We start from the raw sequence: 13,548 nt of genomic DNA, 5'->3' as shown, positions 1-13,548 counted from the left end.
CTTCAAATTGAGATATATTTGTAGCATTCATTCGCCTTAAAAGAATATTAATTTGAGATTGGTCAGGGAAACTATCCATGTTAAATAAATTTGCTGATAGTTTTTAATAACCCACAGACCCTAAAAAAATAACCCAGATTTCGTTTGTACGAAATCTAGGTAACTATTGTTAGCCTTCTAAAAGTTCATCTATATTTTTGCCTGGTGGAACTATTGGATACACTCCAAAATCCTTATCTATATTGCACTCTATAAATACAGGTTCTTTTCCTAAATCACACGCACTTAAAGCTTTCTCTAGCTTATCAATAGAATCCACCTTATACCCCTTAATTCCATATACATTCGATAATGCTTTATAATTCATATCAAAATCATTATCTGTTTCAGAGTACCTTTCATCACAGAATAAACTTTGCCACTGTCTTACCATTCCAAGAGTTCTGTTATTTAAAAGAACCATTATAACTGGTAGTTTATATTTTGCTATAGTTAATAATTCATTACAATTCATATTAAAACTTCCATCACCAGTAACTAGCATAACCTGTTTATATTTATTAGCAACTTGTGCACCAATGCTCGCTCCAAGCCCAAATCCCATAGTTCCAAGACCACCAGATGTTATAAACTGTCTTTCATTTTTAAATTTAAAATACTGTGCAGTCCATAATTGATGTTGACCTACATCCGTTGCTACTAATACATCTTTATCTAGTTTTTCATTTAATACTCTAAATATGTTTTTAGGATGAAATAAATCTTTGTCGATTATATATTTTGACTTATCGTCTCTAATATATTCTTTCCAATTTGTATTATCTTTTTCATACACATATTTATTAATTTCTTGTAGTATTTTTTTTAAATCTCCTACAACATGATACTGAGATTTTTTATTTTTATTCATCTCAGTCTCATCTATATCTATATGTATGATATTGGCTCTAGGTGCAAATCCTTCAGAGTTTCCTATCACCCTGTCACTGAATCTGGCTCCTATTGCTATTATCAAATCACTATTTGTTACAGCTAGATTATTCTCTCTAAATCCATGCATACCTACAAGACCAAGGGATAATTCACATTCTCTATCTATATTTCCAAGTCCCATTAAAGTGTTTACAACAGGAGTATCTAACTTATTTGCAAGCGCATTGAGTTCTTTGCTAGCATTTGCTATTTTAATACCTCCACCTGCATATATAATAGGTTTTTTAGACTCATTTATTATCTTTACTACGTCTGTTAAGTTTAAATCTATTTCCCTATCATATTCATTCTCTTCATCATCTAAAGTATATGATAAATCTTCTTTATATTCTTTTAAGAATATATCTTTTGGAATATCTATAAGTACAGGTCCAGGTCTTCCTGTAGTAGCAATCTTAAAAGCTTCTTTAACTATTTTAGGTATATCCTCTACAGATCTAACTAAGTAGTTATGCTTTGTTATAGACATTGTAACCCCTGTTATATCTATCTCCTGAAAAGAATCTCTACCGAGTAACGTTGTTGGAACTTGACCTGTTATTACAACAAGTGGAACAGAATCCATAAAAGCCGTTGCAATACCAGTTACAGTATTAGTAGCACCAGGTCCTGATGTTGCAATACATACTCCTACTTTTCCACTACTTCTTGCATATCCATCGGCCGCATGTATTGCTCCCTGTTCATGAGCAGTTCTTATATGATTAAAATATCCATATTCATATAATGCATCGTAAAATGGAATAACAGCTCCTCCAGGATATCCAAATAGTGTGTCTACACCCTGTTCTTTCAGACAGTCAAGCAATAATCTAGCTCCATTCATAATCTATCTCCTTCCCTTAATTATTTAAATACATACAGCTCCTTTTGAAGCACTCTGAACTATCTTTGAATACTTTCTAAGATAACCAGTATGATTTTTAGTCTTTAACTGCAAGTTTTCTCTTCTTTTATTTAATTCCTCATCATCCACTTTAAGATCAATAATACCTTTATCTATATCAATACTTATCAAATCACCATCTTCAACTAAAGCTATCATTCCACCATCTATAGCCTCCGGACAAACATGTCCTATTGCCGCACCTTTAGTTCCACCTGAGAATCTACCATCTGTTATAAGTGATACGCTATCATCAAGTTCCATCCCAACTAGTGCTGATGTAGGAGTTAACATTTCTCTCATCCCAGGACCTGCCTTTGGCCCTTCATATCTTATTATTACTACATCACCCTTTTTGATTTTTCCACTTAAGATACTTTCAACAGCCTCTTCTTCACTATCAAACACCTTTGCCGTAGATATTGTTTTCATCATGTTATCTTTAACCGCAGATTTTTTTACAACTGCACCTTCTAAAGCTAAATTACCAAACAATACCTTTATTCCACCATCTTCACTAAAAGGATTATCTATATCCCTTATAACTACACTATCTTTTTTATCTTTTAATATATTTTTTAAAGGTTTCAAGCTTACTGTAGGTACATCCAAATTTATCAAATCTTTCTTTGATAATTCATTTATAACAGCCAAAACTCCACCAGCATTATCAAGGTCTTCTATATGATGATTTCCAGCAGGACTTAATTTGCAAAGATTTGGAGTTTTGGAACTTATATAATTTATATTATCTAAATTAACATCTACACCCGCTTCATTTGCTATTGCAGTTAAATGAAGAACTGTATTAGTAGAACATCCAAGTGCCATATCTACAGTCAATGCATTTTCAAATGATTCTTTTGTAAGTATATCTCTTGGAAGTATATTTTCTCTTAACAAATGCATTATCTGCATACCAGTTTTCTTTGCAAGTCTTTTTCTACTAGAGTATACAGCTGGTATTGTAGCATTTCCATCGAGTGCCATTCCCAATGCTTCTGTCATACAATTCATAGAATTTGCAGTAAACATTCCAGAACAAGACCCACAAGTTGGACATGCATTTTCCTCTAAGCACTTTAATTCTTTCTCTGTCATTTTGTTAGAACATACCTTTCCAACACCTTCAAATACAGTTGTTAAATCTACCTTTTCATTATTAAACCTACCTGCAAGCATAGGTCCTCCACTTACAACAATGCTAGGTACATTAATTCTTGCAGCAGCCATTAACATTCCAGGAACTACCTTGTCACAGCTAGGTATTAAAACTAATCCATCAAGACCATGTGCCTTTGTCATTATCTCTATACTATCTGCTATTATTTCTCTACTAACAAGAGAATACTTCATTCCTTCATGGTTCATAGCAATACCATCACATACTGCTATTGATGGAAACTCAAGAGGGGTCCCCCCCTCCATTAGAACACCTCTTTTTACAGCTTCTGCTATTTGTCTAAGCTCAACATGACCCGGTACTATTTCATTAAATGAATTTACAACTCCAATAAGAGGCTTATCTATTTCTTCATCTGTAAGCCCTGCCGCTTTAAGTAATGATCTGTGTGGTGCTTTAGTTATCCCCTTTTTTACTTTATCACTATTCATATCTAACCCTCCTATTAGCTAATATCCTACTTTTCTATCCAAGACATCATACCTCTAAGCTCTTTACCAACTTCTACAATAGGATGCTCTAGTTCTCTTTGCTTAAATGAATTGAATACAGGTCTGTTCAGTTTATTCTCCATTATCCAATCCTTTGCGAATGCTCCCATTTGTATTTCTTTTAAAACGCCTTTCATCTCTTCTCTCGTATTATCTGTTATGATTCTTCTTCCAACCATGTAATCTCCATACTCAGCAGTATCACTTATACTGTGTCTCATCTTTTCAAATCCACCTTCATATAAAAGATCCACTATAAGTTTCATTTCATGAAGACATTCAAAGTATGCTACTTCCTTTTGATAACCTGCATTAACCAACGTTTCAAATCCAGCCTTTATAAGTTCAGTTACTCCTCCACAAAGCACAGCTTGCTCTCCGAATAAATCTGTCTCTGTCTCTTCTTTAAACGTAGTTTCAAGTACTCCAGCTCTTAATGCCCCTATTCCATAAGCGTAAGCAAGACCTAACTCTTTAGCCTTTCCTGTATAGTCTTGATGCACTGCAAGAAGTGCTGGAACCCCTTTTCCCTCTTGATAAACCCTTCTAACTAAATGTCCTGGTCCTTTAGGTGCTACCATAAATACATCTACGTTTTTCGGAGGTACTATCTGGCTAAAGTGTATATTAAATCCATGAGCAAATGCCAGTGCATCTCCTTCATCTAAATTATCCTTAACCATTTCATCAAACACTTCTTTTTGCTTAGTATCTGGAACTAACATCATAACAACCTGACTAACCTTAACAGCATCATCAACATCCATAACTTCAAGTCCATCTGCCTTTACCTTATCTCTTGATTTGCTTCCCTCATGTAAACCTACAACAACATCAACACCGCTATCCTTTAAATTAAGTGCGTGCGCATGACCTTGGCTTCCATATCCTAATATAGCAACCTTCTTTCCCTCAAATACCTCTAAACTAGAATTTTTTTCATAATACATTTTACTCATTTTAATCTCCCCTTTTTATATAATTTGATATCTTAATTTTTAAAACTATCTGCTTATACAACCTTTATTTCTTTAACATCTGCAAGCTTAGATATCTGCTTAACCACACTTCCAGTCAACCTCTCATCATATACAACTATATCCAAATCTATATGATTACTTTGAGACTTCATATTAATCTCTTTTATATTAAATTCTTTTCTTCTAAGAACACTAGTAACTCTTATAAAAGAATCTATTCCCTGATTTAACCTTGCACAAACTCTACTTTCCACCTCATACACACACCCTTTCTTTTTAATACTTTTTTACAATAAAAAAATCTTCCATCCCTATAAACACATTATAAATATGTTTATAGGGACGAAAGATTATATTCGCGGTACCACCCTATTTGCAATTTCAAAAATTGCCTTCTCAATTCAGATCGACCAAAATTAAATACTTTAGTGAATCCTAACCATATATCGGTGGTAACCGTCCTTATTTACTCGAAAAATATCTTTCAATTTGGCAACTCAGGAGTGATCATTATATACTCTATTTAATCCAACTCTCAGCAAATGTTGGTTCTCTGTAATTAAACTCGAATATTTTTGTCTCCATCTTCGTTTTTTATATTAACTTGTTTTGCGTTAATATGAATTATAAACGCTTTAATGTTTAATGTCAATCGTATTATTTAATTTTTTCGAAAAAATATTTTTTTATGAATTTTCTATACATTTCCAAAGCGTTAAAAATACTTTATAAAACTATTTTTAATTCTAAAAAAAACAAAAGCAACCCAACTCAAATTAGATTACTTTTGTTTTTTCTATATTTTTAGTTAACATAATTTCAATTTCATCTGCATCAATTGGTTTGCTAAATAAATATCCCTGATATTCTTCACAATTAAAATTATCTAAAAGTCTTAATTGATCTTCTGTTTCAACCCCTTCTGCTAATACTTTTAGATTTAATGCTTTAGCCATATCAATTATGACTTTCGTAATAGAACTATCTATATTGTTAGAACAAATATTATCAACAAATGATTTATCTATTTTTAATACATCTATTGGGAATTCTTTTAAGTAACTTAATGATGAATATCCCTTTCCAAAATCATCTAATAGTATTTTTATTCCCTTACTTCTTATTTGTTCTAAAATTTCATAAGTATATTTCTTATCTTTTATAGCCGCCGTTTCAGTAATTTCAATACTTATAGATTTGGATTTTACCCCTGTATTTTCTAATATATATTCTAATCTATCAACAAAATCATTTTCATGAAATGTTTTTCCAGAAATATTTACAGAAATATTTGGAGGATTTAAACCTTTATTTAACCATTCTTTAATTTGCAAACAAGATAACTGTAATATATGTTCATCTAGATTTCTAATTAACCCTGTTTCTTCTGCTATAGGTATAAAATCATTTGGATAAACTAACCCTTTTTCAGGATGTTTCCATCTTACTAAAGCTTCTAATCCAGTAATTTCATTTGTTTTAATATCGACCTTAGGTTGATAATGAAGAATAAATTCTTTTTTTTCTAATGCAATATTAAGCCTATGTTCAGTTTCAAAATTTCTATCCATTTGTTCACTCATCTTATAATTATAAAATTCATATGTATTTCCATGATTTTCTTTAGCTTTGTACATTGCTATATCAGAATGTTTAAATAAAGTTTCCACATCATTTCCATTATCCGGAAATACCGAAATTCCAATACTACAAGAAATAGTAAATTTTGTTTCTTTTAATATAAAAGGGGCTTTAAAGATTTTTATAATCTTTCTTACGATATTCTTTATTTCATTTAATTGATTAATATCATTCAATATTAATATAAACTCATCTCCACTCAAACGAGCAATTGTATCGTTTTGTCTGCTAATTAACTTTAACCTATTAGCAACTTCTTTTAGAATATAATTTCCAGCACTATGTCCTAATGAATCATTTATTAACTTAAATTTATCTAGATCAATAAATAAAATTCCTAATTTAGTATTATTTTTTGATGCTTTTTCAATGTCTAATTTCATTTTATTTTCTAGAGATCTTATATTAAGTAAATTAGTCAATGGATCACTAAATGCTAAATAGTTTAGTTCTTTTAAAAACGTATTTTTCTCTTCAATAGTTTTATAAAAACCATATACAATAAATATTATTCCTAATACTAAAAAAAACTTTTCAAATATAAGATTTTGCCATTCTGGAAATGAAATAAATTTAAGTTCATCAAGAGAATCATTAAGTGTTGAAATAGCAAAAATTGCACATCCAAAACTTAATGACTTTATTTTAAGTTCTAGTGAGATAATAAAACCAATTGTAGTCATTATAAAACATATCCCTTCCAAAATGAAATCACCAGTATCTATATCTAAATTGTTTTTTACTAATATGAGAGTTGTTAATAGAAATAATGATATAAAAAAAATAGATATTCGCATAATATTTTTTTTATAATTTTTATTATTCATATACATCCTCCTATATAAAATTTAACATCACTAATCAAGTAAGATTTGCAATAACATTTTGAATATTTCAAATCTTCGAATCACTTTCCTCTGATAAAGTCCTAACTATTTAATTATACCAAAACTTACTAAAAAAGACCATGTGCAGTAAATTTATCCATCTACTCTACATCATGATCTTTATTTTTTATTTAGTATATTTTTTATATTTCACATTTATTAACTTTATCATATCAGCATAGAATACTATATAGTTTTATTAAAATGTCAACTAATATAGCGATATTTCAACGAGCGTGGTTTTTCGATTAACCAGAAAACTCTAGTTGTAAAAAATTCTCTTTCTCTAGTCCATTATTTTAACTAATTTAAAATCCGTATAATCACACGATGCCAAATAATATTCTACATTATTTCTTTCACCTTGAAGCCCTACCTTAAACCATTCTTTTCCGTGCAAATGTCCATATATAACCTTTTCTACATTATATTCCTCATATATTTTAGTAAACTCAGATTCTTCTAGCTTATCATTAGTCGGCGGATAGTGAGTTATCACTATAAATTTATTGAATCCAGCTTTTTTAGCACCCTCAAGAGACATTTTAAGTCTTTGTACTTCTCTTTTATACACCTTTTCATCATCTTCATCAAATTTCACTTCATTAGGGCAAAGCCACCCTCTTGTTCCGCATATAGCATAGTCTTCATACTCATAAAAATTATTTTGGATAAATTTCATGTTATCATAAAGCTTATTTAACTTGCTTATTGAACTCCACCAGTAGTCGTGATTTCCTTTTACTACTATTTTCTTGCCTTCTAGTTCATTTATATCATCAAGGTCTGGAATAGCTTGATTTAAGTTCATTCCCCAAGAAGTATCTCCAACTATAAGTACAATATCTTGGGACATAACCTTTTCTTTCCAATCAGCTATTATCTTTTCTTTATGCCCTATCCAATTTTCTCCAAATATATCCATTGGCTTGTCTACTACCTTACTCAGGTGTAGGTCTCCGATTGCATAAATAGCCAAATTTTATCACTCACCTTTTTTATATGTTACGTCTTTGTATTTATTTAAAAGACTTTTTACTATTTTTTCTCTTATGTATTTGTATTATCCTAAAGATTTTACTAAGTCATCCTTATCTTGTCTAGTGCTCTAACATTGAAAATGTGCTTATAACTAATTTATAAGCACATTCAACTTAATTTTTATCGTATTTATCTAATATATAATCTATCTCACTTCTTAACATTATAATTTCTTTTATATCCTCTATATCGTTTATCTTATCAAGTCTTCCTTGAAAATCTAAAGCTTTTTCAGTTTCTCCTAAAATATATAACTTTCTAATACTATCAAGTATGTCTTTAACTGTAAGCGACTTCATTTCAAACATAACTTGAGCTCTCATTATCTCTTCTCTTATTTCGCTCATTTCTTGATCAAGTAAAAACGCCGCATCTCCTGCGCGTCTTAATCTATTAGCTATATCTTCAGGTATATCCTGTTGATATTTATATTTTAAAGAATGCTCTATAGTTCCCCAAAAATTCATAGCAAGAGTTCTTATTTGAATCTCAGCTAAAATCTCTTTTAATCCCATAGCTGTCTGTATAGGATATTTTATAATTATATGATAACTTCTATAACCACTGTTCTTATAATTTTCTATATAGTCTTTTTCATACACTACTGCCATATCTTTTCTACTTTTTATTAAACTCACAAGACTATATATATCCTCAACAAACTGGCACATAATTCTAAGTCCAGCTATATCCTCTATCTTCTCTTCTATTTCATCCATATTAACATCAAGTTTTTTTGCTTTTGCTATAATAGATGATATCTTTTTTACTCTTCCAGTTACAAATTCTATGGGAGAATATTCTCCATTATTTCTAAGTTCTTTTCTAATGTTTTTGAATTTAACTTTTAACTCCTCTACTGCATATTCATATGGAGTTAATATAGTTTTCCATTCTCTTAATTCCATTAAAATCACCCTCTAGCCTGTATTTTCATTGTTGTAATTCCCCAATATATTTTAACACAAAGTATATAATATTAACTACAATTACTTAAAATTTCCCATTATATTTTACAACATTATTCTATTATTTTATGATTTTATCCACTTATAGTTTTGAATTCATAAAATAATACATCTTCCCGTTTTCGAATTGATAATCTATTTCTTCACCTTCTACAAGATACGAAATCATAGAAGACAATGTAGAATTTGAAAAATAATATTCTTTATAATTTAGCTTAAGCTCGTTATATTCTATAATATCTTTTAATAAATCTTCTCTAGTATAAGGAGTAGTAAGAAACTCTCTTATTTGATTTAAATATTTATATATAACCTCTTTATTTATCTCTGTTAATTTTACAACCTCTTCTTTATCCAGTAAAGCCTTTGAATGACCCATAACACAAAAGTCAAAGTCAATTTCTTTTATCTTATCTAGAGTGTTTAACTGCTCAGATATATCAAATAAAAAAGGAAAATTATATTTTTCTAAAATACTCTCATTAAATAAAGAGTCTCCAAGATATAATACCTTATCCTCTGTTAATACCCCTATCGATCCTATACTATGACCTTTAAGTTCTATTATTTCAAATTTCTCATTATTTAGCTTAATTTCACCCTCACAAATTACTTCATCTATATTAAACTTGTTCTCTCTATTCTTGAAATAATCATCAAGCAGTTTATTAGATCTACCACCATATACATAAGTTGAAAACAAGTATGGATTATCTATAAAAGTTTTTGCATGATTTGATGATATAGCCTTTGCTCCAGTATAATTATCTAATAATACCTTACTTGCTCCATAGTGATCTGAGTGTTCATGAGTATTTAATATATACTTTACACGAAGCCCCTTGCTGTCAAATAACTTTATAAGTCTATGCGCTCTAGAATTTGAAAGCCCAGGATCTATAATGAGTACATATTTATCCTTAAATACATAAACACCAGAATTAGTTCCTCCCTTTATATAATAGCTATGTCCTTTAATTTTCTCTAGTTCCATACTATACCTCTTTTCTTAAAACAAAAAATTCGTCTACTCGCTAACTCGGTGACTCATGTCGCCAACGATCCTTACAGGCTTTATTGCTCAAAAATAGTCTCAAGTATCTCTTTCTTAACAAGTTCTCCACAAAACAAAAATATTATAATTTTCTATAGCACAAGAGCTTTAACTCTTTTTAGTACCTTATATGAATTATTCTTGGTTATGTTCATTCTTATATTACTTGCAACATTGTTAAAGAAGATAGATTCTATAAAATACTCTACAATTCCTCTATCCCTAAAATCAATATCCATTATTCCTTTAGAATAAAGCTTCGAATCTATAACTATCCCTTTATCATAATACTTCATTCTCTCATCTTTGTTCATATAATCTAAACTCGGCTTAAACTTTTCACAATACTCTATCTTGTAGTTTAATATATTCTCATCTATCTTAATATTATGCTCTTCTTTCATATATCTTGCAAATTCTATATTATCTTTTTTTATTCTCTGATAATTTTTATTGTAATCTTCTTTTTTCCAATGTCCATATATCCTACAATTAAGAGGCCTTACCTCATATATCAAACACATATTATTAGAATCTTTAAATGGACATGGCATCTTTTCCTTGTACTCTAGGAAATAATAATCTAGTATTTTTTCCATAACTCTATTATGTATATTTTTATTTTTGTTTAAATAATTGTATATATTTAAAAATTCTACTAAATTCGCTCCAACAGACTCCATACAACATTTTCCACATCCTATACAGTCTCCATTGGGTATACTATTATATAAATAATTGAGTTCTTTAAAAAGATCGTTTTCTAAGCAATAATCTATTCCTAAGTTGATATCATTCTTTTTTATACTAGGCATTAGACTCTCTCCTTGATATAATATTTTAATAACCTAAAATATTATATCAAATTTTAATTTGCAATTGGAGGTATTTCATGAATAGATACACAAAAGTTATAAGACCACTCGGTTCTTATTTTGTAAAAGACTATGAAAAAAAGAAAAAAGATCTAATAAAAGTAAGAGAAATCAAAGAAAGCACAGTTAAAAAATTCTTTTTGAATGGGGATTGTGAAGTTTTGGTTCATTTTGAAGAAACGGGTAAAGAAATTTTAATAGACTTTTTCAGTTCTGATGAAGATATTAAAAAATATCTAGGCGCTTCATTCATCAATAGATAATGAAAGTCAAAATAATAAACAATCCGTCTTCAGGAACCCAAACACTTCAAAAGAATTTAGAAATTATAGTCGGGAGATTAATACTTGATAATACATTAAAAGAAGTTGATAAAGTAGATACTACTATAGACTTTGACTACTCTAGTGAAGTTTCAAAAATGAAAGATGAAAATTACGATTTATTGATAATAGTCGGAGGAGATGGAACTGTCAATAATGTTATAAATGCAGTAGCTAAAAATAACATAGATGTTCCACTTTTAATCCTTCCAGCTGGAACTGTTAATGATCTTGGAAAATACTTAAATCTTCCAACATCAATTGAGGGAGTATGTTCTATTATTAGAAATAATACTGTAAAGGAAATAGATTTATGTAAGGTCAATGATAAGTACTTTATAAACGTTGCAGCCTCTGGTCTTTTAGCCGATATCGCTATTAAAACTCCTGTTAAATCAAAGACTGCATTTGGAAGCTTTGCATATTATGCTCAAGGTATAAAAGAAGTTCCAAAGCAGTTATTTGAAACACTTAAATTCAGATTTGAATGCGATAATGAAGTTCTAGAAACTGAAGCTCTTTTATTTTTAGTTTTAAATTCTAAATCAGCAGGAGGCTTCACAAACTTCGCACCAAAGGCTGATATAGACGATGGATTATTCGATGTATGTATAATCAAAAAATCTTATCCTTTAAATACAGCTGGAGTGTTTTTAAAGATATTCTCAGGAGAACATATAAACGACCCTAATGTAGTATATCTCCAAACTGATAACTTAAAGGTAGATTGCTTAAATAAGGAAAATTTACTTATAGATGTAGATGGTGAAAACGGAGGCACATTCCCTGCTACATTCGAGATAAAGAAAAGAGCTTTAAAGGTTATAGTTGGATGTAATGATAAGGAAGCCTAATTTAAAGTGTGCGAAGTTGAATAAACTACGCACACTTTTTATGTAAATATATTCAGTTTAAAACTTATTAATCTTACTTTTAATCAATTAATAACCCCATAGATAAAGAATCATAAAATTTTTTTGATTCTTTTTTATGTACAAATACACTTTTCCCTTATAATTTTATTAATAATATCTTTTATTGTAAATTATCTATATAAGAGATTTTTTAAATTTTTCTGGTCTTTCTACCCTCATATTTAATATATAACCACAGTTAGTACATACTTCTGCTGTAACTGGTGAAGAAGCAATTATAGAATTAACTGGTCTAAGATTAGCATATCCACTAAATTCACCTTCTCCTATTTCTGTACAACCACATTCTGGACAATTCTTTTTTTCTTTTTCCATAATATAACCTCCATATTTTCACTATATTTAACGACCTGGATAAATCACATTTTTAAAAGGCCAGTTCTCCTTAATCCACTTTTTAACTGTTTCAAAAAGTATTTCTTCCAGTCCATTTTCTATTTCACTTAATCTTGCCCATAAATATACTTCTGCATCAAAATTCTTTTTTTCACTTTGATTTATATAAACACACCCTAAGCATATCTTTTCATCTAAACTCATTACTGTATATGCAAATGCTGTTCTCTCTAAAAACTCATTTTGATGTCTTTGTAAATCTTCTAAATTTTCTTCAATTGTCATATGTTCTCTTGGCCATGCATACTCATTATCTTCATCTGCTAGAGTTAATAAATGTTCTCTACTTGACATTACAGCCTCATAATCTTTTTCAACATCATCAGTTGTTAGCATTCTGAGTCTGAATATTTCAGTTTCTAGTTTTTGTGGAACTATAAAATCTTCTGGCACAAATTTATTTAGCATACCAATCACCCTTTTGATTTGTAATTTTTTAAAACTATACACTAGAATGTAATTATATATGTTTTTTTGAATCCCTTTATAAAATCTAGATAGCTAAATTTAAAAATGCTGCTTATTAAAATGTTAGCTACCTAAATTTCGTACAAACGAAATCTGTGTTATTTTTTTAGGGTCTGTGGGTTATTAAAAACTATCTATACAAATACCGCGNGAGAAACTCCCTACGGTCAAACACTCAAATTTTTCAACGGAATATTAAACGATAAAACCTAAGTTATATTAGTCAAAATATCTAAAAGTATTCACTAACATTTGTATAGATAGTTTTAATATTAGCAACTCTATTATAAATTAAAACTTAATCCCCTATTTTTACCATAGCATAAAAGACAAAAAAATAATACCATATTCTTATAAAAGAATTACCATTCGACAAGTACTCTAAAATAAGAAAGGTGGTATTATTTATGAAAAGCTCGGAACTGAA

Annotated in this window: 13 protein-coding genes and 1 other annotated feature; of the genes, 2 read left to right on the top strand and 11 right to left on the bottom strand. The window is 29.4% G+C overall.

Going from position 1 to position 13,548, the window contains the following annotated elements; all coding sequences use genetic code 11:
- Positions 1 to 169 precede the first annotated feature (169 nt).
- From ilvB to WJW32_RS06500, 9 genes are all read right to left on the bottom strand, one after another.
- Positions 170 to 1,819 (bottom strand): biosynthetic-type acetolactate synthase large subunit, encoded by a 1,650-nt coding sequence (ilvB, locus tag WJW32_RS06540; RefSeq protein WP_340256656.1) that lies wholly within the window; start codon positions 1,817 to 1,819, stop codon positions 170 to 172.
- A 24-nt stretch (positions 1,820 to 1,843) separates the two neighbouring features.
- Positions 1,844 to 3,493, bottom strand: coding sequence for a dihydroxy-acid dehydratase (gene ilvD / locus WJW32_RS06535; protein WP_340256654.1), 1,650 nt, complete (start codon positions 3,491 to 3,493; stop codon positions 1,844 to 1,846).
- A gap of 26 nt (positions 3,494 to 3,519) precedes the next feature.
- Entirely contained in the window at positions 3,520 to 4,512 is a 993-nt protein-coding gene (gene ilvC / locus WJW32_RS06530) for a ketol-acid reductoisomerase (protein ID WP_340256653.1), read from the bottom strand.
- A gap of 53 nt (positions 4,513 to 4,565) precedes the next feature.
- Positions 4,566 to 4,787: an ACT domain-containing protein gene (locus WJW32_RS06525; protein WP_340256651.1), complete on the bottom strand. Its 222-nt coding sequence runs from the start codon at positions 4,785 to 4,787 to the stop codon at positions 4,566 to 4,568.
- Between the two features lie 81 nt (positions 4,788 to 4,868).
- Positions 4,869 to 5,130: a binding site (T-box leader), on the bottom strand.
- Between the two features lie 179 nt (positions 5,131 to 5,309).
- A complete protein-coding gene (locus WJW32_RS06520; RefSeq protein ID WP_340256650.1) occupies positions 5,310 to 7,001 on the bottom strand; it encodes a putative bifunctional diguanylate cyclase/phosphodiesterase in 1,692 nt (563 codons plus the stop codon).
- 346 nt (positions 7,002 to 7,347) lie between these two features.
- Positions 7,348 to 8,040, bottom strand: a complete 693-nt coding sequence (locus WJW32_RS06515) for a metallophosphoesterase (RefSeq protein ID WP_340256649.1) — start codon at positions 8,038 to 8,040, stop codon at positions 7,348 to 7,350.
- A gap of 175 nt (positions 8,041 to 8,215) precedes the next feature.
- Positions 8,216 to 9,010: a GTP pyrophosphokinase gene (locus tag WJW32_RS06510; protein WP_340256647.1), complete on the bottom strand. Its 795-nt coding sequence runs from the start codon at positions 9,008 to 9,010 to the stop codon at positions 8,216 to 8,218.
- 142 nt (positions 9,011 to 9,152) lie between these two features.
- A complete protein-coding gene (locus tag WJW32_RS06505; protein ID WP_340256646.1) occupies positions 9,153 to 10,064 on the bottom strand; it encodes an MBL fold metallo-hydrolase in 912 nt (303 codons plus the stop codon).
- A gap of 152 nt (positions 10,065 to 10,216) precedes the next feature.
- Positions 10,217 to 10,939 carry a YkgJ family cysteine cluster protein gene (locus tag WJW32_RS06500; protein ID WP_340256644.1) on the bottom strand — a complete coding sequence of 241 codons (723 nt, stop codon included), beginning with the start codon at positions 10,937 to 10,939 and terminating at the stop codon, positions 10,217 to 10,219.
- Positions 10,940 to 11,016: 77 nt separating this feature from the next.
- Between WJW32_RS06500 and WJW32_RS06495 the strand changes: the two genes are divergently transcribed.
- Positions 11,017 to 11,262, top strand: a complete 246-nt coding sequence (locus tag WJW32_RS06495; RefSeq protein ID WP_340256643.1) for a hypothetical protein — start codon at positions 11,017 to 11,019, stop codon at positions 11,260 to 11,262.
- Positions 11,262 to 12,176 carry a diacylglycerol/lipid kinase family protein gene (locus tag WJW32_RS06490; protein ID WP_340256642.1) on the top strand — a complete coding sequence of 305 codons (915 nt, stop codon included), beginning with the start codon at positions 11,262 to 11,264 and terminating at the stop codon, positions 12,174 to 12,176. The genes WJW32_RS06495 and WJW32_RS06490 overlap by 1 nt, the downstream gene beginning before the upstream one ends.
- A 195-nt stretch (positions 12,177 to 12,371) precedes the next feature.
- Here WJW32_RS06490 and WJW32_RS06485 read toward each other — a convergent pair whose 3' ends face one another.
- Both WJW32_RS06485 and WJW32_RS06480 read right to left on the bottom strand, forming a co-directional pair.
- Positions 12,372 to 12,572: a hypothetical protein gene (locus WJW32_RS06485; RefSeq protein ID WP_340256640.1), complete on the bottom strand. Its 201-nt coding sequence runs from the start codon at positions 12,570 to 12,572 to the stop codon at positions 12,372 to 12,374.
- Positions 12,573 to 12,599: 27 nt separating this feature from the next.
- A complete protein-coding gene (locus tag WJW32_RS06480; protein WP_340256638.1) occupies positions 12,600 to 13,061 on the bottom strand; it encodes a hypothetical protein in 462 nt (153 codons plus the stop codon).
- Positions 13,062 to 13,548: the final 487 nt, after the last annotated feature.

Source organism: Tepidibacter sp. Z1-5 (assembly GCF_037844525.1).
In the GTDB taxonomy this organism is placed as follows: domain Bacteria; phylum Bacillota; class Clostridia; order Peptostreptococcales; family Peptostreptococcaceae; genus Tepidibacter_A.
The sequence above is the reverse complement of the archived record's forward strand: the minus strand, read 5'-3'. Positions and strand labels throughout refer to the sequence as shown.

What these genes read in the sequence shown, in the direction of transcription:
- WJW32_RS06500 (WP_340256644.1), bottom strand. Translation starts at nt 10,939, where the DNA reads ATGCCTAGTATAAAAAAGAATGATATCAACTTAGGAATAGATTATTGC.
- ilvB (WP_340256656.1), bottom strand. Translation starts at nt 1,819, where the DNA reads ATGAATGGAGCTAGATTATTGCTTGACTGTCTGAAAGAACAGGGTGTA.
- WJW32_RS06505 (WP_340256646.1), bottom strand. Translation starts at nt 10,064, where the DNA reads ATGGAACTAGAGAAAATTAAAGGACATAGCTATTATATAAAGGGAGGA.
- WJW32_RS06495 (WP_340256643.1), top strand. Translation starts at nt 11,017, where the DNA reads ATGAATAGATACACAAAAGTTATAAGACCACTCGGTTCTTATTTTGTA.
- WJW32_RS06520 (WP_340256650.1), bottom strand. Translation starts at nt 7,001, where the DNA reads ATGAATAATAAAAATTATAAAAAAAATATTATGCGAATATCTATTTTT.
- ilvD (WP_340256654.1), bottom strand. Translation starts at nt 3,493, where the DNA reads ATGAATAGTGATAAAGTAAAAAAGGGGATAACTAAAGCACCACACAGA.
- WJW32_RS06510 (WP_340256647.1), bottom strand. Translation starts at nt 9,010, where the DNA reads ATGGAATTAAGAGAATGGAAAACTATATTAACTCCATATGAATATGCA.
- WJW32_RS06485 (WP_340256640.1), bottom strand. Translation starts at nt 12,572, where the DNA reads ATGGAAAAAGAAAAAAAGAATTGTCCAGAATGTGGTTGTACAGAAATA.
- WJW32_RS06480 (WP_340256638.1), bottom strand. Translation starts at nt 13,061, where the DNA reads ATGCTAAATAAATTTGTGCCAGAAGATTTTATAGTTCCACAAAAACTA.
- WJW32_RS06490 (WP_340256642.1), top strand. Translation starts at nt 11,262, where the DNA reads ATGAAAGTCAAAATAATAAACAATCCGTCTTCAGGAACCCAAACACTT.
- ilvC (WP_340256653.1), bottom strand. Translation starts at nt 4,512, where the DNA reads ATGAGTAAAATGTATTATGAAAAAAATTCTAGTTTAGAGGTATTTGAG.